Origin of the sequence: Algiphilus sp. (assembly GCF_023145115.1) — a bacterium.
In the GTDB taxonomy this organism is placed as follows: Bacteria; Pseudomonadota; Gammaproteobacteria; order Nevskiales; family Nevskiaceae; genus Algiphilus.
Genome location: NZ_JAGLEJ010000041.1, coordinates 1 through 21046 on the forward strand (window position 1 = coordinate 1; position 21046 = coordinate 21046).

The 21046-nt window shown below is 69.0% G+C and carries 17 protein-coding genes and 3 tRNA genes; 3 read left to right on the forward strand and 17 right to left on the reverse strand.

Going from position 1 to position 21046, the window contains the following annotated elements; translation table 11 throughout:
- The coding region (locus tag KAH28_RS14550) for a YciI family protein (RefSeq protein ID WP_290577807.1) at positions 1 to 378 on the forward strand (378 nt) is incomplete at its 5' end.
- Between the two features lie 45 nt (positions 379 to 423).
- On the opposite strand, the gene KAH28_RS14555 is transcribed toward KAH28_RS14550, so the two are convergent.
- From KAH28_RS14555 to KAH28_RS14600, 10 genes are all read right to left on the reverse strand, one after another.
- Positions 424 to 1710, reverse strand: coding sequence for a dicarboxylate/amino acid:cation symporter (locus tag KAH28_RS14555; RefSeq protein WP_290577809.1), 1287 nt, complete (start codon positions 1708 to 1710; stop codon positions 424 to 426).
- 41 nt (positions 1711 to 1751) lie between these two features.
- A complete protein-coding gene (locus KAH28_RS14560) occupies positions 1752 to 3668 on the reverse strand; it encodes a SurA N-terminal domain-containing protein (protein ID WP_290577811.1) in 1917 nt (638 codons plus the stop codon).
- 104 nt (positions 3669 to 3772) lie between these two features.
- Positions 3773 to 3849, reverse strand: a tRNA-Asp gene (locus tag KAH28_RS14565).
- Positions 3850 to 3873: 24 nt separating this feature from the next.
- Positions 3874 to 3949: transfer RNA gene (locus tag KAH28_RS14570), tRNA-Val, on the reverse strand.
- A 25-nt stretch (positions 3950 to 3974) separates the two neighbouring features.
- Positions 3975 to 4247, reverse strand: a complete 273-nt coding sequence (locus tag KAH28_RS14575) for an HU family DNA-binding protein (RefSeq protein ID WP_290577813.1) — start codon at positions 4245 to 4247, stop codon at positions 3975 to 3977.
- Positions 4248 to 4425: 178 nt separating this feature from the next.
- Positions 4426 to 6822, reverse strand: coding sequence for an endopeptidase La (lon, locus tag KAH28_RS14580; protein WP_290577815.1), 2397 nt, complete (start codon positions 6820 to 6822; stop codon positions 4426 to 4428).
- Positions 6823 to 6939: 117 nt separating this feature from the next.
- On the reverse strand, positions 6940 to 8208 hold the full coding sequence (gene clpX / locus KAH28_RS14585) for an ATP-dependent protease ATP-binding subunit ClpX (protein ID WP_290577817.1): 1269 nt from the start codon (positions 8206 to 8208) through the stop codon (positions 6940 to 6942).
- Positions 8209 to 8311: 103 nt separating this feature from the next.
- Positions 8312 to 8935 carry an ATP-dependent Clp endopeptidase proteolytic subunit ClpP gene (gene clpP, locus KAH28_RS14590; RefSeq protein ID WP_290577819.1) on the reverse strand — a complete coding sequence of 208 codons (624 nt, stop codon included), beginning with the start codon at positions 8933 to 8935 and terminating at the stop codon, positions 8312 to 8314.
- A gap of 40 nt (positions 8936 to 8975) precedes the next feature.
- Positions 8976 to 10295: a trigger factor gene (tig, locus tag KAH28_RS14595; protein ID WP_290577821.1), complete on the reverse strand. Its 1320-nt coding sequence runs from the start codon at positions 10293 to 10295 to the stop codon at positions 8976 to 8978.
- Positions 10296 to 10396: 101 nt separating this feature from the next.
- Positions 10397 to 10481 (reverse strand) — tRNA-Leu (locus KAH28_RS14600).
- Positions 10482 to 10612: 131 nt separating this feature from the next.
- Between KAH28_RS14600 and mfd the strand changes: the two genes are divergently transcribed.
- Both mfd and KAH28_RS14610 read left to right on the forward strand, forming a co-directional pair.
- Positions 10613 to 14056, forward strand: coding sequence for a transcription-repair coupling factor (gene mfd / locus KAH28_RS14605; protein WP_290577823.1), 3444 nt, complete (start codon positions 10613 to 10615; stop codon positions 14054 to 14056).
- Complete coding sequence (locus tag KAH28_RS14610) at positions 14053 to 14658, forward strand: CsiV family protein (protein WP_290577825.1); 606 nt, start codon at positions 14053 to 14055, stop codon at positions 14656 to 14658. The genes mfd and KAH28_RS14610 overlap by 4 nt, the downstream gene beginning before the upstream one ends.
- Positions 14659 to 14665: 7 nt before the next feature.
- Here the strand turns inward: KAH28_RS14610 and KAH28_RS14615 are convergent, their stop codons facing one another.
- From KAH28_RS14615 to rlmD, 7 genes are read right to left on the reverse strand one after another with little or no spacing between them, the layout of a single operon-like run.
- Positions 14666 to 16405, reverse strand: coding sequence for an EAL domain-containing protein (locus KAH28_RS14615; protein ID WP_290577826.1), 1740 nt, complete (start codon positions 16403 to 16405; stop codon positions 14666 to 14668).
- A gap of 37 nt (positions 16406 to 16442) precedes the next feature.
- Positions 16443 to 17183 carry an S-methyl-5'-thioinosine phosphorylase gene (locus KAH28_RS14620; RefSeq protein ID WP_290577827.1) on the reverse strand — a complete coding sequence of 247 codons (741 nt, stop codon included), beginning with the start codon at positions 17181 to 17183 and terminating at the stop codon, positions 16443 to 16445.
- A gap of 2 nt (positions 17184 to 17185) precedes the next feature.
- Positions 17186 to 17779: a hypoxanthine-guanine phosphoribosyltransferase gene (locus KAH28_RS14625; protein WP_290577828.1), complete on the reverse strand. Its 594-nt coding sequence runs from the start codon at positions 17777 to 17779 to the stop codon at positions 17186 to 17188.
- A gap of 3 nt (positions 17780 to 17782) precedes the next feature.
- Positions 17783 to 18775 (reverse strand): beta-N-acetylhexosaminidase, encoded by a 993-nt coding sequence (nagZ, locus tag KAH28_RS14630; RefSeq protein WP_290577830.1) that lies wholly within the window; start codon positions 18773 to 18775, stop codon positions 17783 to 17785.
- Entirely contained in the window at positions 18768 to 19247 is a 480-nt protein-coding gene (locus KAH28_RS14635; RefSeq protein WP_290577832.1) for a L,D-transpeptidase, read from the reverse strand. The genes nagZ and KAH28_RS14635 overlap by 8 nt, the downstream gene beginning before the upstream one ends.
- 1 nt (position 19248) lies before the next feature.
- The gene (locus tag KAH28_RS14640; RefSeq protein ID WP_290577835.1) at positions 19249 to 19725 is read right to left on the reverse strand and encodes a CYTH domain-containing protein; all 477 of its coding nucleotides are present in this window, start codon (positions 19723 to 19725) and stop codon (positions 19249 to 19251) included.
- Between the two features lie 3 nt (positions 19726 to 19728).
- Complete coding sequence (gene rlmD / locus KAH28_RS14645) at positions 19729 to 21045, reverse strand: 23S rRNA (uracil(1939)-C(5))-methyltransferase RlmD (protein ID WP_290577837.1); 1317 nt, start codon at positions 21043 to 21045, stop codon at positions 19729 to 19731.
- Position 21046 lies beyond the last annotated feature (1 nt).

Sequence of the window (21046 nt, forward strand, 5' to 3'; positions counted from 1 at the left end):
GGTCAGTTTTGCATCGGCGCTAACATCTACGAAGCGGAAGCCGTCTTCGACGAGATGTCGCGCACCGAGTGGAACGCGGTCCGCGAGGAGACGCTCGCCTATGTCGACGAACTGCGCGAAGCGGGAGTGCTGCTGGATGCGCAGCCACTGCGCAGCGCCACCAGTGCCACCACGCTGAAGGTGCGCGACGGACGACTGTCGTTTACCGATGGTCCCTTCACGGAAAGCAAGGAGCAGCTCGGCGGCTACTTCCTGATCGACGTGCCGGACCTCGATGCGGCCATCCGCATCGCCGCGAAATGGCCCGGTGCCCGCTTTGGCGAGATCGAGCTCCGGCCCGTGGAGGAAACGCTGCGCCCGGAAGGGCGCTACCGCTGAAGCGATCGCGACCGGGGCCCGGCAGGCGGGCCCCGGAACCGGCCTCTAGGCGTGGTCGGCCGAGGCGGAATCGGGGTCCGCCGCGTACGGCGACTCGCCCTCGCCGCGCGCGATGATCACGGCGCCGCAGGTGTCGCCGTAGACATTGACGGCAGTGCGCATCATATCGAGGATGCGGTCCACGGCGAGGATCAGGCCCACGCCTTCCAGCGGCAGGCCGATGGCCCCGAGGATGACGGCGATGGCCACCAGGCTCGCAGACGGCACGCCCGCCACGCCGACCGAGGTAAGGAGCGCCAGCATCACCACAAGAAACTGGGACGCCAGGCTGAGATCGAGCCCGTAGGCTTGGGCGATGAAGAGCGCCGCGGCGCACTCGTAGAGCGCAGTGCCGTTCATGTTGACGGTGGCGCCCAGCGGCAGCACGAACCCGGAGGTCGAAGGCGACACACCGGCGCGCCGCTGCACGCAGTCGAGCGAGACGGGCAGCGTCGCGGCCGAGGAGCTGGTCGAGAATGCCGTGAGCAGCGCCGGCATCATCGCCTGCAGGTGCCGGAAGCCGGAGACGCCACCGAGCACGCGTACCAGCGCCGGCAGCACCACCAGCAGATGCAGGAGCAGCGCGCCGGCGACACAGCCGAAGAAGACCAGCAGCGGGCCGAAGGCCTCCCAGCCCGTCTTCGCCACGGTGGCCCCGACCAGCGCGAACACGCCGATGGGCGCGAACCGCATGACCAGGGCGGTGATCTGCAGCATGATCTCGTACACGCCCTGCCAGAAGCGGTGCTGCTGGTCGCGCAGCTCCCCGCGCAGCCGGGAGGCGAAGAAGCCGAACAGCAGGCTGAACACGATCAGCCCGAGCATCTGGGTCTCCACCGCTGCGCCCACGATGTTGGGCGGCAGCATGCGGAGGAAGATGTCGGCGATATCGCTGGTCGCCGCCCCCTCGACGCGCTCGGTCACCTGCGCGGTGCTCGCGTCCAGCCCCAGCGTCTCGCCTGCGGGCTGGCCATCGATCACGCCCGGCTGGAAGGTATTGATCATCAGCATGCCGACGATCACGGCGAGCAGTGTGGACAGCCCGATCCAGCCGAGCAGCCGCGCGCCGAGCCGCCCCACCGCGCTGGCCGCCGGCAGGTTCAGCATCGCCTGCATCATCGACGACACGATGAGCGGCACGATCAGCATGCGCAGCGCGTTGAGGAACAACTCGCCGAGGAAGTCGGCGACCGCCAGGAAGGTGGCACTGTCGTCCAGCAGGAAGCCGGCGGCGATCGCCAGGACCAGCGCGATCGCGATCTGCCAGTGCAGCGCAGGCAGCCGGCTGAGCATCGGTCAGCCGCCCGGGCGCCGCCAGTGCCGCCGCCTGGACACTAGGGCTGCTGCCCCTGTGTCTCGGCGTCGCTCACCGAGCGGTGCCGCTCGACGTCGATGGCCTCGGTGATGTGCTGTTCGTAGCCCGCGTACTCGGCGCCGGCCAGGCGCCCGCTGATGCGCTGCCGCAGCGTGTCGACGTCGTCATCGGCTGCCTCGGGCACCGTGACCGACTGCAGCGCGATCACCCCGAAGCCCTCGGAGCCGAACCCGACCAGCTCCGCGACCACGTTCGACCCGGCCTGATCCGGGCGCGGCAGCGAGAAGGCCACGTCGAGCACGCGCCGGTCCCAGCTGCTGCTGTCGCGTGCCACCGATTCGGCGATCTCCAGCTCGAGCTCGCGCGACTCCGCGAGGCTGGCGAGCTCGGTACCTTCGCGCAGGCTCTGCAGCATGTTCTCCGCGACCTCGCGAGCACGCGCGCCGGCACGCTCGCGACGCAGCCGGGAGGCCACCGCCTCGCGCACTTCCTCCAGCGGCTGGACGCGGGATTCCTCGTGCTCGCGCTGGCGCACGACCAGCACCCGGCCGGGTGCGATCTCCAGCGGGCGGGAATTCTCGCCAGCCGCCAGCGAATCGCCGAACGCGACCTCCGCGACCTCGGGATTGGACAGGAGGCCGGCGTTGCTGCCACGGGCCAGCCAGTCGCTGACCTGGACCTCGAGACCGGCGGCCTCCGCCGCGGGTTCCAGCGATGCCGGCTGCTCGAAGGACACGCGCTCGACGGTTTCGAGCGCCTCGCGGAAGATGACGTCGGCCTCGCGCTCGCGGTACATGCGCTCGAGCTGCTGCTGCACGGATTCGTCCTCGAACGGCAGCGTCTGCGGCTCGTCGATCCGCTCGACCCGGATCACGTGCCAGCCGAACTCGCTCTCGACCGGATCGCTGAGCTCACCGACCGGCAGTGCGAAGGCCGCTTCCTCGAAGGCCGGCACCATCTCGCCGCGCTCGATCCAGCCGAGCGAACCGCCGTCCTCGGCACTGCCCGAATCGTCCGAGACCTCGCTCGCCACGGCGGCGAAATCCTCGCCGGAAGCGATCCGCTGTGCGGCCTCGCGAATGCGGGCCTCGGCGTCCTCGCCCTCGGTCAGGATATGCCGGACCTCCCGTCGCTCCGGCTCGGAGAAGCGCGATGCCGCCTCGGCTTCATAGATGCGGCGCAGCACGCCCTCTTCCGGAGCCGGCTGAGCTTCGGCGAGTGCATCGCGGTCGATCTCGAGATAGGCGAGCCTGACGCGCTCGGGCACCCGATACTCTTCCTTGGATGTCTCGTATGCTTCCGCAACGGCGTCGTCCGCGGGCTCGCTCTCGCTCAGAAAGCGCGAGGCGGGCACCCGCACCATCTCGAAGGTGCGCTGCTGCGCGCGTACCGCGCGGGCACGCTCCAGCTCCGGCGCGACGGTGAAGGCCGAGCTCACCACCGCGGTGCGCAACTGCTCCGAGCGCAGGCCGTCGCGGAGCTGGCTCTCGTAGCGCTCGGGCTCGATGCCCTGCCGCGCAAGCCGGTCACGATAGGTCTGCGGCGAGAATGTGCCCTCCTGCTGGAAGGCGGGCACCGTGCGCAGGAAGGCCATCAGCTCCTGGTCGCTGACCCGCCAGCCCTCTTCGGAGGCGTACTGCAGCTGCGCCTCCTGACGGATCATGTCCTCCAGGACACCGGACCGGAAAGCGGCCTGATCGAGCGTGGAGGCATCGAAGTTCTCGCCCAGCATCTGCACCAGTCGCTGGTAGCGCTGGTTGTAGGCATTGCGGAACTCGCTCTGGGTGATGTCCTTGTCGCCGACGGTGGCGATCTTCGGGTCCGCGGTACCGGTCGCGAACTGCTCAATGCCGAAGAAGGCGAAGGGAATGATCAGTAGACCGACGATGAACCAGGCGACGACGCCGGACGTGCGATCACGCAGGGACTGCAGCATCTTGAGATCTCGTGGCGGGCGCAGGGCTCTTGCCGCGGCGCCGATTCTTGGGAAACAGGGCCCAAAACAACAAAGGCGCCGGTAACAGGCGCCTTTCTACAAGGTGGCGGAGCGGACGGGACTCGAACCCGCGACCTCCGGCGTGACAGGCCGGCATTCTAACCGACTGAACTACCGCTCCGCGTGATGCCTTTAACCGAGAGGCTGGTGGGTGCTGACGGGTTCGAACCGCCGACATTCGCCTTGTAAGGGCGACGCTCTACCAACTGAGCTAAGCACCCTGTACAAGCACCTCCGGAAAGACGATCAGTTTACCGCGTCCTTGAGCGCTTTGCCAGCCTTGAACGCAGGAGTTTTGCTCGCCTTGATCTTGAGCGTGGCACCGGTCTTCGGGTTGCGGCCGGTGCGCGCGGCACGCTCACGGACTTCAAAGGTACCGAAGCCGACCAGCGACACCTTGTCGCCCTTCTTGAGTGCCTTGGTCAAGGACTCGATCGTCGCGTCGATCGCACGGCCTGCATCCGCCTTGGAAAGATCCGCGCTGGCTGCGACCGCGTCAATCAGTTCCGACTTGTTCATCGTGTGAAATCCCCTCGATACTCGTGGTGGTTCTTGAAAAAACACCCCCCGTGAGCCCCGGCATGCCGGTACACGAGTAGTGCATAGCGCATGGCATCGTTATCGCATGGGCGCCGTTGCGGCGTCAACGCCATGAAGGGCGATCATGCCAAAAATTCGCGCACCGCGTGCCCGGGCATCAGTGCGCACGCGCGGGCTCCCCGCCGATGCTCGCCTCGCCCGCCGGTGCCGGTTCGCTCAACGGCTCCGGCACGCGTTCGAGCGCGACGGCGATGACGTCATCGATCCAGCGCACCGGGCGAATGTCGAGTGATCCCTTGATGTTCTCCGGTATCTCCGCGAGATCCTTGCGATTCTCCTCGGGGATCAGGACGGTCTGGATGCCGCCGCGGTGGGCGGCCAGCAGCTTCTCCTTGAGCCCGCCGATGGGCAGAACCTCGCCGCGCAGGGTGATCTCGCCGGTCATGGCGACATCGGCGCGCACCGGGATGCGCGTCAGCGCCGAGATCAGCGCCGTGCACATGCCGACACCCGCGCTCGGGCCATCCTTGGGCGTGGCACCCTCGGGGACGTGCACATGCACGTCGTTGCTGGTGTAGAAGTCCGGCGGAATGCCGAGTGCCGCGGCGCGCCCGCGCACCACGGTGAGCGCGGCCTGCACCGACTCCTGCATGACGTTGCCCAGGCTGCCGGTCTGCGTGAGCTTGCCGCGACCGGGTGACAAGGCCGCCTCGATGGTCAACAGCTCGCCACCGACCTCGGTCCATGCCAGACCGGTGACCTGCCCGATGGCGTTGGTCTCCTCGGCCCGACCGTAGCGGTACTGACGGACGCCCAGGTACTTGTCGATGTTCTTGGCGGTGACGCGGACCTTCTTCTTCTTGCCCTCCGACGAGAGGATCTCCTTGACGACCTTGCGCGCAATCTTGCTGATCTCGCGTTCCAGATTGCGCACGCCGGACTCGCGCGTGTAGTGGCGGACGATCGCGCGCAGTGCATCGTCGGTGAGCGCGAGCTCGCCCTCGCGCACGCCGTTGCGCTCGATCTGCTTGGGAAGCAGGTACTTCTTCGCGATGTTGACCTTCTCGTCCTCGGTATAGCCGGGGATGCGGATGACCTCCATGCGATCGAGCAGCGGCGCCGGAATGTTCAGCGTATTCGCCGTGCAGATGAACATGACATCGGAGAGGTCGATGTCCACTTCGAGATAGTGGTCGTTGAAGTCGGTGTTCTGCTCGGGATCGAGCACCTCCAGCAGCGCCGAGCTCGGATCGCCGCGGAAGTCCATCGCCATCTTATCGACCTCGTCGAGCAGGAACAGCGGATTCTTGGTGCCGGCCTTGGAGAGGTTCTGCACGATCTTGCCGGGCAGCGACCCGATGTAGGTGCGGCGATGACCGCGGATCTCGGCCTCGTCGCGCACGCCGCCGAGGCTCATGCGCGTGAACTTGCGGTTGACGGCCTCGGCCACCGAGCGACCGAGCGAGGTCTTGCCGACACCGGGCGGTCCCACGAGGCAAAGGATGGGGCCCTTCAGCTTCTTGACGCGGCTCTGCACGGCCAGGTACTCGACGATGCGCTCCTTGACCTTCTCGAGCCCGTAGTGATCGCGGTCGAGGATCTCCTGGGCGAGGTCGAGATCGATGCGCGAGCGGCTGCGCTTCTTCCACGGCACCTGCGTCAGCCAGTCGAGATAGTTGCGCACCACCGTCGCCTCGGCCGACATCGGCGACATCATCTTGAGCTTGTTGTACTCGGCGAGCGCCTTCGACTTGACGGCCTTGGGCATGCCCGCCTTCTCGATCTTGTTGCCCAGTTCCTCGAGCTCGTTGGAGCCGTCCTCGCCTTCGCCGAGCTCCTTCTGAATGGCCTTCATCTGCTCATTCAGGTAGTACTCGCGCTGCGACTTCTCCATCTGCGACTTGACCCTGCCGCGGATCTTCTTCTCGATCTGCAGGGTGTCGATCTCGCCCTCCAGAGCCGCCAGGACGTGCTCCAGACGTGCGTGGGCACCGCCCACCTCGAGCACGGCCTGCTTGTCCTCGAGCTTGAGATTGAGATGGGCCGCAATGGTGTCGGCCAGCCGGCCGGGCTGGTCCATCGCGCTCAGCGACGGCAGCAGTTCGGCGGGCACCTTCTTGTTCAGCTTGATGTACTGCTCGAACAGCGCCACCGTGGAGCGCATCAGCGCGTCGGTCTCCCGGCCCTCGCTGGCGGAATCGTCCTCCTCGAGCATCTCGATCTCGGCCTGGAGGTAGTCGTCGCCGGTCTGCAGCTCGCGGATGCGCGCACGCTGGGCGCCCTCGACCAGCACCTTCACGGTGCCGTCGGGCAGCTTCAGCATCTGCAGCACGCTGGCGAGGGTGCCGACCTCGTAGATGTCGTCGGCGCCGGGATCGTCCTTGTCGGCAGTGCGCTGGGCCACCAGCAGGATCCGCTTGTCGTCCTGCATGGCCGCGGAAAGCGCGCGGATGGACTTCTCCCGCCCGACGAACAGCGGGATCGCCATGTGCGGATACACCACGACGTCGCGCAGCGGGAGAACAGGCGTTTGGCTTTCGTGGGTACTGGTCATGCCCTGGGTCACCTCGGCTGAAACGAGTGCGGCGCCTCGAGGGCGCCGCGCTTGGGAGCTCTGCAACGAACATCGGGGCGACCCGCCCGCTTTTCAAGGCGGGCGGGTCGCCCGGGGTCAGGCACTCGACTTGACGTCGCGCTGCGCGTCGGTGTTCTCGTAGACCACATAGGGCTTCGACTCGCCGCGGACCACCGCGTCGTCCACGACCACCTTGGAGACGTGCTCCATGCTCGGCAGGTCGTACATGACGTCGAGCAGGATCTTCTCGAGGATCGTACGCAGGCCGCGCGCACCGGTCTTGCGCTCGCGGGCATTCTGGGCGATGGCGCGCAGCGCCTCGTCGCGGAACTCGAGCGTGACGTTCTCCATCTGGAAGAGCTTGGTGTACTGCTTGATGAGCGCGTTCTTGGGCTCGCGCAGGATGGTCACCAACGCCTCGTCGTCGAGCTCCTCGAGCACCGCTGCCACCGGCAGACGCCCGACGAATTCGGGGATGAGACCGTACTGCACCAGATCCTCCGGCTCGACACCGCGCAGCAGCGTGGCATCGCGCCCTTCCACCGGCGAGCGCACGTGCGCGCCGAAGCCGATGCCGGTGCGCTCGGTGCGGTTCTGGACCACCCGCTCGAGCCCCGAGAAGGCGCCGCCGCAGATGAACAGGATGCCCGAGGTGTCGACCTGCAGGAACTCCTGCTGCGGGTGCTTGCGCCCGCCCTGCGGCGGAATGCTGGCGGTGGTGCCCTCGATGAGCTTCAGCAGCGCCTGCTGCACGCCCTCGCCCGACACATCGCGGGTGATCGACGGGTTCTCGGCCTTCCGCGAGATCTTGTCGATCTCGTCGATGTAGATGATGCCGCGCTGTGCCTTCTCGACGTCGTAGTCGCACTTCTGCAGCAGGCGCTGGATGATGTTCTCGACGTCCTCGCCGACATAACCCGCCTCGGTGAGCGTGGTGGCATCGGCGATGGCGAAGGGCACATCCAGCAGGCGCGCCAGCGTTTCGGCGAGCAGGGTCTTGCCCGAGCCGGTGGGGCCGATCAGCAGGATGTTGGACTTGGACAGCTCGATGCCGTCCTTGTCGTCCTTGCTGTTCAACCGCTTGTAGTGGTTGTAGACCGCGACCGAGAGGATCTTCTTGGCCTGCTCCTGCCCCACGACGTACTCGTCGAGGACCGAGCGGATCTCCTGCGGCTTGGGCAGGCCCGCATGCTGCGGACGCGACTGCACCTCCTCGCGGATGATGTCGTTGCACAGGTCCACGCACTCGTCGCAGATGTACACCGACGGCCCCGCGATGAGCTTGCGCACCTCGTGCTCGCTCTTTCCGCAGAAGGAGCAGTACAGCACTCGTCCGTTGGAGGTTCCGCGGTTGTCGTTACTCATGATTGACCTCTGGCTGCCCGAAACCGGGCTACCGCATTATTAGCACGCTGTAACCCGCTTGCAAAACCCGTGCGCGCGCCGTTGGACGCGCGGCACCGGCCGATCAGCGGTTGCCCGCCGGCGGTTCGCGACGCGTCATGATGTCGTCGATCACGCCGTACTCCTTGGCCTGATCGGCGGACATGAAGAAATCGCGGTTGCTGTCGCGCTCGATGGTCTCCACCGACTGTCCGGTGGTCTCGGCGAGGATCTCGTTCAGGCGCTGTCTCAGATAGAGGATCTCGCGGGCCTGGATCTCGATGTCCGAGGCCTGTCCCTGCGCGCCGCCGTGCGGCTGATGGATCATCACCCGCGAATGCGGCAGCGCGTAGCGCTTGCCCTTGGCGCCGGCCGCCAGCAGCAGCGAGCCCATGCTGGCCGCCTGGCCCACGCACATGGTCGCGACGTCAGGCTTGATGAAGCGCATGGTGTCGAGGATCGACAGCCCCGCGGTCACGACGCCACCCGGCGAGTTGATGTACAGGTGGATGTCCTTCTCGGGGTTGTCCGACTCCAGGAACAGGAGCTGCGCCACGATCAGGTTCGCGACGTGATCGTCGATCGGACCGGTGACGAAGATCACGCGCTCGCGCAGCAGCCTCGAGTAGATGTCGAAGGCGCGCTCGCCGCGCGGGCTCTGCTCCACGACCATGGGCACCAGGTGCTGCGCGTGCACGGATTCGGTCATGCTGGTCTCCTGACTTGCGATTGGGAAGGATGCCGCGTGTTCAGCCGCCCTGACGCTGGTTGAGCAGTTCCTCGAGCGGCATCGACTTGTCGGTCACCGTCGCCGAGGCGAGGATGTGGTCCACGACCTGCTCCTCGATCACCATCGCGCGCAGTCCCTGCATCATCTGCGGCTGCGACCGGTAGTGCTGCTTCACCTTCTCGGGCTCCTCGTACTCGGCGGCGAGTTCTTCGAGCGTAGCATCGAGGCGCTGCTGATCGAGTTCGATGCTGTGCGCGCGGATGAGCTCGCCGAGCAGCAGGCCCAGCGAGACGCGGCGCTGCGCCTGCGGCTGGAGCAGCTCGTCGGGAATCATCTGCTTCTTCTGCTCGTCGGACAGCCCGGCGGCCTGGAAGCGCGCCACGGTCTCCTCGCGCAGCCGGCCGATCTCGTCGGCGGCCATGGCCTGCGGGACATCGAACTGGTGCGCTTCCAGCAGCCGATCCATGACTGCCGCCTTGAGCTGGTTGCGCGAGGCCTTCTTCTGCTCGCGCTCGAGCGCCTCCCGGCACTTCGCGCGCAGGCCGTCGACGCCGGCTTCGGGGTCGACACTGTGGGCTTCCAGGAACTCGGCATCGATCTCGGGCAGCGTGACCTCGTTGACCTCCTTCATGGTCACCGAGAACGTCGCCTGCTTGCCCTTCAGATCCTCCGCCTGATAGTCGTCCGGGAAGGTCACCGGCACGTCGAAGGTCTCGCCCGCGGCATGGCCCACGAGTCCGTTCTCAAGCTCGGGCAGGAAGCGCCCGGCGCCGATCTCGACCTCCTGGTTCTCGCCCGAGCCACCCTCGAAGGTCTCGCCGTCGATGCGGCCCTCGAAGTCGATACGCACGGCATCACCCTCGGCGGCGGCGCGCGCGACGGTCTCCTTGCTCTTGCGCGACTGGCGCAGGTTCTCGACCAGCCTGTCGATGTCGGCCTCGGTGACCTCGGCCACCGGCCGCTCGACCGCGAGGCTGTCCAGCGCCTTCAGCTCGATCTCGGGGTAGACCTCGAAGCTGGCGCGGTAGACGAGATCCGTGCCCTGGGTCTCGTCGTCGACCTCGAAGCTCGGCTGGCCGGCCGGGTTGACCTCCGCCTGCTGCACCGCCTCGGGCCAGGTCTCGCGGACCAGCTCGCTGATGGCGTCGGCACGCGCCTGGTCACCATACTGCTGCGCGATGACCTTCATGGGCGCCTTGCCGGGGCGGAACCCGGGAATCCGCGCACGCGTTCCGATCTGGCGCAGACGCTTGTCGACCGCCTTGTCGTAGCGGTCCGCCGGCACCGATACGCGCAGCACGCGCTGGAGACCGCCCGGGCTTTGCAACTCGACTTCCATGCTTCCTCGATCCTGTTGTGTGTTCGGGTACGGCGGCGCGACGCTACATCAGTGCCGGCGGCGCCGGCCGAGCCGGCGCTGCCCCAGCGGCAGCGAAAGAATGGTGCGAAAGGCGAGACTCGAACTCGCACGCCTTGCGGCGCTGGAACCTAAATCCAGTGCGTCTACCAATTCCGCCACTTTCGCGTAGCGACAACCGTCCGAATCGCGGGTTGTAGGATCGGCCAGTATATCAGCGGGCGCGGGGATGCCCCCGGTTCGGGCATGCCGTGCGTGACATAATCCGCGCCCCGCCGACCCGCCGCCCGAAGTCCGCTGTGCCCGACGACGCGCTCGACCTCCGCCTGCCCCTGCCCGTCGAACCCGGCGCCCCGGTCGACTGGCCCGCCCTGCCCGATCCGGCGCCCGCCATGGCCCTGGCCGCCGCGGCGCGCGAGAACCGACCGCTGATCGTGGTGTGCGCCAACGAGAGCGAGGCCTATCGCCTCGAATCCGAGCTGCGCTTCTTCGCGGACGCGGACGTGCCCATCACGCATCTGCCCGATACCGAGGTGCTGCCCTACGACGCGTTCTCGCCGCATCAGGAACTGGTGTCGGACCGCATGGCCGCGCTTTCCGCGCTCCCCGCCATGCGCCGCGGGGTGGTCGTGACCACCATCGAGACCCTGCTGCTGCGGCTGCCGCCGCGCGACTGGCTGTCGGCCCGCCGCTTCGCCATCGCCGAAGGCGACACGCTGGACCCGCAGGCCTTCCGCGAGCGCCTGATCGCCGCCGGCTACCAGTCGGTCTCCGAGGTGCAGACCCAGGGCGAGTTCGCGCTGCGCGGCGCGCTCGTGGATCTCTTCCCGATGGGCGGCAACCTCGCCTACCGCATCGATCTGTTCGACGACGAAGTCGAATCGATCCGCTGCTTCGATCCCGAGACGCAGCGCTCCACCGAGCGCGTCGCGGAGATCGATCTGCTGCCGGCGCGCGAGTTCCCCACCGACCGGGAGGCCATCGAGCGCTTCCGGCGCCAGTACCGGGCCTACTTCCCCGGCGACCCGAGCCGCTCGAAGGTCTACGAATCGGTGAGCCGCGGCATCATGCCCGCCGGCATCGAATCCTATTTCCCGCTCTTCTTCGAGCACACCGCCGGCATCGAGGACCACCTGCCCGCCGACGCGGTGCTCTGTCTGCCCGCCGGGATGACGCGGGTGCTCGACGAGCAGTGGCAGCAGATCGGCGAGCGCTTCGAGCGCTACAGCGGCAACATCGAGCGGCCGCTGATGGCACCGGCCGACCTCTATCGCGCGCCCGATGCGGTCGACGCCGTGCTGTCGGGGCACGCGCGGCTCGCCATCGGTGCTGCCGAGCCCGGCGCCGATGCTCCGGTCGCCCTCGGCGAGGACGGTGCGGACGCCTTCGCCGCTGCCATCGGCGAAGCCCCGCGCACGCTGCTGGTGGCCGAGTCGCCCGGCCGCGTGCAGGCGGTGCAGGACTGGCTGCGGCCGCGCGGCATGGATGCGCGCCAATGCACCGACTGGCAGGACTTCCGGTCGGGCCGCGGCCGCGTCTGCATCGCGCAGGGCCCGCTGCAGCACTCGGTGCGCCTTGCCGACGGCACGCTGTTGGTGTCCGAGACACAGCTGTTCGGCCTGCGTGCCCAGGTCGCCCGGCCCCGCACCCGCGTGCGCGACCCCGAGACCCTGCTGCGCGACCTGTCGGCCCTCAATCCCGGCAGCCCGGTGGTGCATGTCGAGCACGGCGTCGGCCGCTACCAGGGCCTCACGACGCTGGACGCCGGCGGAGTGTCCGCCGAGTACCTGGTCATCGAGTACGCCAAGGGCGACCGCATCTACGTGCCGGTGGCGCAGCTCAACCTGGTGCACCGCTACACCGGCGCCGAGGACGAGGCCGCGCCGCTTCACAACCTGGGCAGCGAGCGCTGGAAGAAGGCCACCAGCCGCGCCCGCAAGCGCGCCTTCGACGTCGCCGCCGAGCTGCTGCAGGTCCAGGCCCGGCGCGAGGCCACCGTCGGCACCGTCATGCAGGCCGACGCCGACGACTACGCCGCCTTCTGCGAGGCCTTCCCCTTCGAGACCACGCCCGACCAGCAGAGCGCCATCGACGCCGTGCTGGCGGACATGGCGGCGTCCCGACCGATGGACCGCGTGGTATGCGGCGATGTCGGCTTCGGCAAGACCGAGGTGGCGCTGCGCGCCGCCTATGCCGCGGTGACCAGCAACCGCCAGGTGTGCGTGCTGGTGCCGACCACCCTGCTCGCCCAGCAGCACTACAAGAACTTCTGCGACCGCTTTGCCGGCATGCCGGTGCGCATCGCGGCGGCCTCGCGCCTGAAGAGCGACAAGGACCTGCAGGACATGCTGGCCGAGACCCGCGAGGGCAAGGTCGACATCCTCATCGGCACGCACCGCCTGCTGCAGCCGGACGTGCGCTTCAAGCAGCTGGGGCTGGTCATCGTCGACGAGGAACACCGCTTCGGGGTGCGCCACAAGGAGAAGCTCAAGGCCATGCGCGCGCAGGTCGACCTGCTGACGCTGACCGCGACGCCGATCCCGCGCACGCTCAACATGTCGCTGGCCGGCCTGCGCGATCTCTCCATCATCGCCACGCCGCCGGAGGGCCGCATGGCGATCAAGACCTTCGTCGCGGACTGGGAGCAGGCCCTGGTGCAGGAAGCCTTCATGCGCGAGCTCAAGCGCGGCGGCCAGATCTACTACCTGCACAACCAGGTCAAGGACATCGAGCGCGTCGCCGCCGATCTGCGCCAGCTGGTGCCCGAGGCGCGCATCCGCGTGGCGCACGGCCAGATGCGCACGCGCGAGCTCGAGCAGGTCATGCTCGACTTCTATCACCACCGCTTCGACGTGCTGTGCTGCACGACCATCGTCGAATCCGGCATCGACGTCCCCAACGCCAACACCATCGTCATGAACCGGGCCGACACCTTCGGCCTGGCGCAGCTCCACCAGCTGCGCGGCCGCGTCGGTCGCAGCCACCATCGCGCCTACGCCTATCTGCTGGTGCCCTCGCGCACCCACCTGCCGTCCGACGCCGAGAAGCGTCTGGAGGCCATCGAGAACCTCGGCGATCTCGGGTCCGGCTTCCAGCTCGCCACGCACGATCTGGAGATCCGCGGTGCCGGCGAGCTGCTCGGCGACGAGCAGTCCGGCCAGATCGAGGAGGTCGGGTTCACGCTCTACGCCGAGCTGCTGGAACGTGCGGTGCGCGCCGTGCGCAGCGGCGCGATCAGCGACGAGGCGCTGAGCGACGAGAGCTGCACCGTCGACCTCGGCGCCAGCGCGCTGATCCCGGAGGACTACGTGCCCGATGTGCATACCCGCCTCGCGCTCTACCAGCGCCTCACCGCAGCCGCCACGCCCGACGACGCCGACGCACTGAAGAGCGAGACCATCGACCGCTTCGGTGCCCTGCCCGAAGCGGTCGAGACGCTGTTCGCGGCCGCGCGACTGCGCCTGCGCGCGCGGACGCTGGGCATCACCCAGCTGCGCACGGGCGATCACGGGGTGAGCATCACCTTCGCGGCCGACACGCCGCTCGACCCCGTCCGCCTGATCGGACTGGTGCAGTCGGACCCGCGCGCCTGGCGCATGGAGGGCGAGCAGAAGCTGGTGCACCGCGTCGAGGCCGACGACCTGCAGGCGCGCATCGACAACACCACCGCCGCCATCGACCGCCTCGCCACCACCCGATCGGAAGCAGGGAACGGTGACGACGCTGCTAACCTAGCCTCATGAACAAGCTGCTCACCGCCGCGCTGCTGACGCTGATCAGCGTCGCCGCGCACGCCGACACCTGGCGCGTCGACATCCTCATCTATTCCGATCGTGACTACGGGTTCGGAGCGCCGCAGATCGGCATCGCCCCGCAGGGGTACAGCGCCGAGGACGCCATCCCCATCGATGACCGCTCGCGCCTCGCCACCGCGGGCATCCGCATGCTGTCGGAAGGCGACACCCTGCTCGGCACGCAGCGCCAGCGGCTGCGCAACAGTCAGCGCTTCGACCCGGTGCTGTCGCTGGCATGGCTGCAGGACGATCCGCCCACGCGCGGGGGGCCGAAGCTCCTGGTGCGCCACGGCGAGCGGCTGATTCCGCTCAGCGGCGAGGCGGTGCACCGGCTCGAGGGTACCATCGGCCTGACCCTGCGACGCTTCCTGCATCTCGACGTGGACCTGCAGTGGTCCGAGCGCGTGGCCGGCGGCCTCGACGCCACCGTGCTGCGCGAGCAGCGCCGCATGCGTTCGGAGGAGCTGCATCACCTGGACAGTCCGCGCTTCGGCGTGCTCGCCCACGTCATCCGTCAGGATCAGGGGGCCCAGGGCGTGGGCGCGAACTGACCGCGCCTCAGGCGCAGTTGCCCTCTATCAGGCGCCCGTCGTCGGCGCGGTACGGCTCGAACGCTGCCTCACGCGCGATCCCCCACCCCTGCGCCATGTGGACGCCGAGCTCGATCAGACGCGGGATCACCGACGTGTCCTCGACGTGCTCGGCGATGCACTGCAGCTCGGCGGCGCGGCCGACGTCGCAGATCGCGCGCACCACCTGCTGGTAGAACGGATCGTCGAGGCCGCGCACGAAGTGGCCGTCGATCTTGAGGTAGCGCACCGGCAGCGACGTCAGATAGCCGAACGAGGACATGCCGGCGCCGAAATCGTCCAGCGCCAGGCTCGCCCCCATGTCCGCCAGCTCGTCGAAGAGCTCGCGCGCCACCGACATCTGGCGCACCGCCGCGGTCTCGGTGACCTCGAAGCAGAGGCGCCCGCACAGATCCGGGCGTCCGCGCAGGGTATCGACCAGCCAGTAGCGGAAGCGCGGATCGCTCACCGACTGTCCGCTGAGATTGATGGCGTGCAGGACCCCGTCGTCATCGCCGGCCGACAGCATCGCCAGCGTCGCCTCGATGACCCAGCGGTCGAGCGCATCCATCATGAAGTAGCGCTCGGCACCGGGAATGAACTGCGACGGCGGCAGCAGCCCGCCGCGCTCGTCGCGCATGCGCACCAGCATTTCGCGATAGACCGGTACGGCGGGCCGATCCAGCCGCACCACATCCTGGGCGTGCAGCACGAAGCGTCCCGCCTCGAGCGCAGACAGGATGCGCGACACCGCGGCGACCTCGACATCGTGCTCGCCGGACAGCGCCTGATCGGTGGCAAAGCAGACGTTGCCGCGCCCGGATTCCTTGCCTGCGTAGCGCGCGCGTTCGGCCAGCCGCATGGCGCTGTGGGCATCGCGCGTGGTGCTCGACAGCGGTGCCACGCCCATGGTCACGGTCGACGGGAAATCACGCCCCTGCCAGCTGAACTGGAGACCGCGCGCGGAAGCCACGACGCGCTCGAGCAGCGCCTCGACCTCGCGGCGCGAACAGGGCTGCAGCAGGATGCCGAACTCGTCGCCGCCGATGCGCGCCAGCGCGTCGCCGGCCCGCAGCGCCGAGCGGAAGGCGCCGGCGATGCGGTTGAGCATGGCGTCACCGGCACTGTGGCCGGCGGCATCGTTCACCAGCCGGAAACGGTCGACGTCGGCGAAGGCCACCCAGAACGGCCGGTTGGGCGGCACCGTCGAGCGCTCGGAACGCTCCAGCAGACGCTCGAAATGCTCGCGGTTGGGCAGCCCGGTGATGGGGTCGTGATCGCGCGCGAAGGTCAGCGCCTGGGCGGCATCGGCGGCCTCGGAGAAGTCGCTCATCGCGCACACCGCGCCGCAGACCTTGCCGTCGGCATCGAAGAGCGCGGCGAAGGACGCACGCACCGGCACCGCACGCCCGCTGAACAATGCGATGAAATGATCGAAGCGCTCGTTGATCCAGCCGCGCTCCAGCGCCCAGCGCATGGGCTCGACCACCGCCGCCGAGTTGTCCATCGACGAGCGCGCCGAAGGCTCGGCGAAGCGCAGCACCGCCTTCATCGGCTGCCCCTGGAGCATGCCGATGTCGCAGTCGAGCCACTCGCAGGCGATCTGCGACATCGCGACGATGCGCTGCTCGGTGTCGACGACGACGAGCGCATCCACGGCCCCACGCAGGAGACCGTCGACCAGCGCCCCCAGGGGGGCCGTCGCGTTCGGAGAGCCGCTGTCCGTCATGGCGCGATGCTAGGCCGCCCTGCGCGCGGGACGCGCATCACCGAGACAGACGGGGCAGGACAGCCGAGAGAAGGTTACCGACACGCGCCATGCCACGGGCAGCCGACGCCTCGATCTCGGCGTGGATGTCACCGCTGCCCATGCCCGCGGCCCAGTTCACGCATACCGCCACCACGGCGTACTCCATGCCCAGTTCGCGTGCCAGTGCCGCCTCGGGCATCGTGGTCATGCCCACCATCCCGCAGCCGTCGCGCACCAGACGCCGGACTTCGGCGGCGGTCTCCAGCCGTGGCCCCTGGGTCACGCCCAGCACGCCGCCGGCATGCAGCCCGTCATCGGGCGCCGACGCGAGAATGCGCTCGCGCAGCGGATCGAAGGGCGCCGTGAAGTCGATGTGCAGGAGATCGGCACCGTCGCCGTCGGATATCGTCTGCGCCCGCCCCGAGGTGTAGTCGATGCAGTCTTCGGGCAGCGCGATGGCGCCCGGCGGAAAGCCATCGAGCATCGACCCCACGGCGGCGATGGCGATCACGCGCTGCACGCCGATATCGGCGAGCGCCTGCATGTTGGCGCGGAAGTTGATCCGGTGCGGCGGCAGATGATGGCCGATGCCGTGCCGCGCGAGGAATACCGCCGGCGTGCCGGCGAAGCGGCCCTCGACCAGCGGCGTCGAGGGCGCTCCCCATGCCGTCTCGACCGCATGCGCCGTTCCGGGCTCGAAGCCGGGCCAGCGGTTCATGGCCGTGCCGCCGATGACGGCCAGCGTTGCACCCGGCATGCTCAGCCCTCGCGCAGCGCGCGGATCTCGGGGAGCTGACGCCAGAAGCCGTGCACGTCCATGCCGCAGCCGAAGACGTAGCGGTCCGGCACCTCGAGGCCGATGATATCGGCGCCCGCGCCGGCCACGCAGCGATCGTGCACCTTCCGCACCAGCACCGCCACGCGCAGGCTGGCAGGGCCGCTGCGTCCGAGCGCCTCGCGGATGGCCTGGAGGGTCTTGCCCTCGTCGAGGATGTCGTCCACCAGCAGCACGTCGCGGTCGCGCAGATCCGGCGGCGGTGCCACCTTCCACACCAGACTGCCGCCCGAGGTCTGGCCGCGATAGCGGGTGGCGTGCAGATAGTCCACCACCATCGGGTTGCGCAGCCGCTGCAGCAACGCTGCGCACGGGAACAGCGCGCCGTTCATGACGGCCAGCACGTGCAGCGGCCGGTCACCGTAGATGGCATGGATCTCGTCGGCCATGCGGTCGAGGGCCGCATCCACCTCGGCGCGCGAATGCACGCGGTCGGAAGCGGCCAGCAGCTGCTGGGCATCCTCGGTAACGGAATGCCAGTCGATTTCCTCGACGGTGTGGGGGTCCGTGGTCGACATTGCTCAGGAATCGGTCTGGAGTGGGTATTCGGGGTCGCGGGCTGCCAGTCCGCACAGACGTGCGCTGGCTGCGTCGTCGGGTGCGGGCAGATCGGCGCCGAGCGCGCGTTCGGCTGCGTCGGCGTCGTTGCAGATCAGGATGAGCTCGCAGCCGGCGGCGTGCGCCGCGGCAACACGCTCGGCGGGGTCCGGTATCACGGCCGCCGCGCCCATGCCGAGGTCGTCCGAGACGATGACGCCCTCGAAGCCGAGCTCGCCGCGCAGGATGTCCTGCAGCCAGCGCCGCGAAAAGGTCACCGGCAGAGCGTCGACCGCCGGGAAACGGATGTGCGCGGTCATCAGCGACGGGATGCCGCGCCGGATCATGCCGCTGAACGGCATCAGGCAGCTGGCGCGGACCGCGTCCAGCTCGCGTGGATCCTCGGGCAGCGCTTCATGCGAATCCACGGCGACCATGCCGTGACCGGGAAAGTGCTTGCCGGTACCCGCCATGCCCCCTTCCGCGAGTCCGTCGCAGAAGGCGCTGGCGAGCGCGATGACGGTGTCCGGGTCGTGCCCGAGCGCACGATCGCCGATCACCGCCGAATGGCCGTGATCGAGATCGAGCACCGGTGCGAATGCCAGGTCGACGCCACAGGGCACGAGCTCGCGGGCGATGGTCAGGCCCTGCTCGCGTACCGCCTCCATGGCGGCACCGGGGGCGTCAGCGGCCCGGGTGCCGAACTGCGCCATCGGCGGCAGAACGGTGAAGCCGTCGCGGAAGCGCTGCACGCGGCCGCCCTCGTGATCGACCGCCACCAGCAGCCGCGGCGCGCGCAGCGCGCGGATCTCGGCGGTCAGCGCGCAGAGCTGGTCGCGATCGACGTAGTTGCGCGAGAACAGGATCACACCACCGACCTGGGGGTGCATGAGACGCTCGCGCTCGGCCGCGGTGAGCGCGGTTCCGGCGATGTCGATCATCAGCGGACCGAGCGGCATGGCGACGGCGTCAGTCATGGATAAGCACCTCGCTGCCGGCCGGCGTGCGGTCGAACAGATCGACCACGTCGTCGCAGTTCATGCGGACGCAGCCGTGGGACCCCGGCACGCCCAGTGGCTGATCCGGCGGCGTGCCATGGATATAGATGTAGCGGCGCATGGTGTCGACCGCCCCGAAGCGGTTGCGGCCGGGCTCGCACCCGCACAGCCAGAGAATGCGGCCGAGGATCCAGTCGCGTGCGGGGTGCGCTGCAGCCAGTCCGGGCGACCAGCGCTCGCCGGTCGGACGGCGTCCGACGAAGACCGCGAGCGGATCGGCTCCGGCGCCGATGCGCGCGCGCACGACGTGGCGCCCGCGCGGCGTGCAGCCGCTGCCGTCGCGCTCACCGGCCCCGTTGGCCGCGGTCGACACGCGGTAGCTGCGCCGCGCGTCGCCGTCTTGCCACGCCAGGGTCTGCGCGGACAGATCGATGGTGATGCCGGCCGTCATCTCAGGCCGCTTCCCAGTCCTTCCAGGGGGTCATGGCCAGCGCGTGGTTGTAGTAGCGCTTCTGGTCGGTGACCTCCTCGCCCAGCCAGTCGGGACGCTCGAAGGTCTCGTCGACGGCACCGAGCTCGATCTCGGCCACCACCAGCCCGGCATTGTCGCCGTGGAACTCGTCGACCTCCCACTGGTGGCCGGCGAAATCGACCAGATGGCGCGTCTTGTCGATGCAGCCGACGCAGAGCGTGTCGAGGATCTCGTCGGCCTCGTCGCGCGGCATCGGGTAGTCGTACTCGGCACGGGCGCTGCCCACCACCGCGGCCTTGATGTTGAGCCGCGCCTCGCGGTCGTCGACCCGGACGCGTACCGATGCCCGGCCGCCCTCGCCGCCGAGGTAGCCCTGGCGCAGGCGGCGCGGACTGTGCGCGGCATCCCGCCATTGCTCACCCGCGATCAGGAACTTGCGTTCGATCTCCAGCGCCATCGCTCATCTCGTCAGTAGGGCCATAGATTCCACGTGCGCGGTATGCGGGAACATGTCCATGACGCAGGCACGTTCGAGGCGGAATCCGTGTTCGGTGACCAGTATGCCGGCATCCCGCGCCAGCGTTGCCGGATGACACGAGACGTAGACGATGCGCCGCACGCCGGCGGCCACGAGATCGGGCAGCACTTCGCGCGCACCGGCGCGCGGCGGATCGAGCAGCGCCAGCTCGTACCCCTCGGTCGCCCAGCCGGCGCCGGCGCTCTCGGCGAAGAGGTCCGCGCAGCGCCAGTCGACGGCGTGGCCGGCCGCCTCGGTGTTGGCGCGACCGCGCGCCACCAGCCCGGCCTCGCCCTCGATGGCGGTGACCTGCGCCCCCGCCGCCGCCAGCGGCGTCGTGAAATGCCCGAGCCCGGCGAACAGCTCCAGCACGCGCCGGTCCGCGACCGGCCCCAGCCACGCCAGCGCGCGTCCCACCATCGCCTGGGCCAGCGGCCCGTTGATCTGGATGAAATCGGTGGGGCGCATCGCCAGCGTGGTCTCGCCACCGTCCGGCGAGAAGCGCGGTAGCGGGGCATCGCCCAGCGGTGCCGCGGTCTCGGGTCCGCCCGTCTGCAGCCAGATGTCGAAGCCGAAGCTGCGTCCGAAGCGGGCGAGCCGGTTGCGATCATCGCCGCTGGGCGCCTCCAGCACCCGGAACACCAGCGCGACGCGGTCGGTGGCCGCGACCTCGATCTGCGGAATGCGTTCGCGGATGGACAGCGTGTCGATCATCGACCCGATGTCCCGCAGGTGTGCACCGACGCGTTCGTCGAGCACCTCGCACCGCTCGAGGACGGCGAGAAAGGGATTGCCGCGCTCGCGGAACCCGACCAGCGTCCCGCCCTTGGCGGGCACGTACTTGACGCCCAGGCGCGCCCGGCGCCGGTACCCCCACTCGCCCGCGGCGAGCGGCTCCACCCACTGCTCCGGCGTCACGCCGCCGATGCGGCCGAAGGCCTCGGCGAGCTGGCGCTGCTTGAAGTGCCGCTGCGCCGGGGGCGACAGATGCTGCAGGACGCAGCCGCCGCAGAGCCCGAAATGGGCACAGCCGGGCTCGACCCGGTCCGGGGAGGCGGTCAGCACCTCCAGCGTGCGCGCCTCGTCGGCGTCGCGGCCGCTCTTCACCGCCCGCGCGCGCACCCGCTCTCCGGGCAGCGCGTCGGCCACGAAGACGACCTTGCCGTCGCGGCGCGCGACGCCCCGACCGTCGCTGGCGAGATCGGTGATCGCGCACTCGAAGGGCGTCGGGTCAAGCTGCTTGCGCTTGCGTTTGCTCACG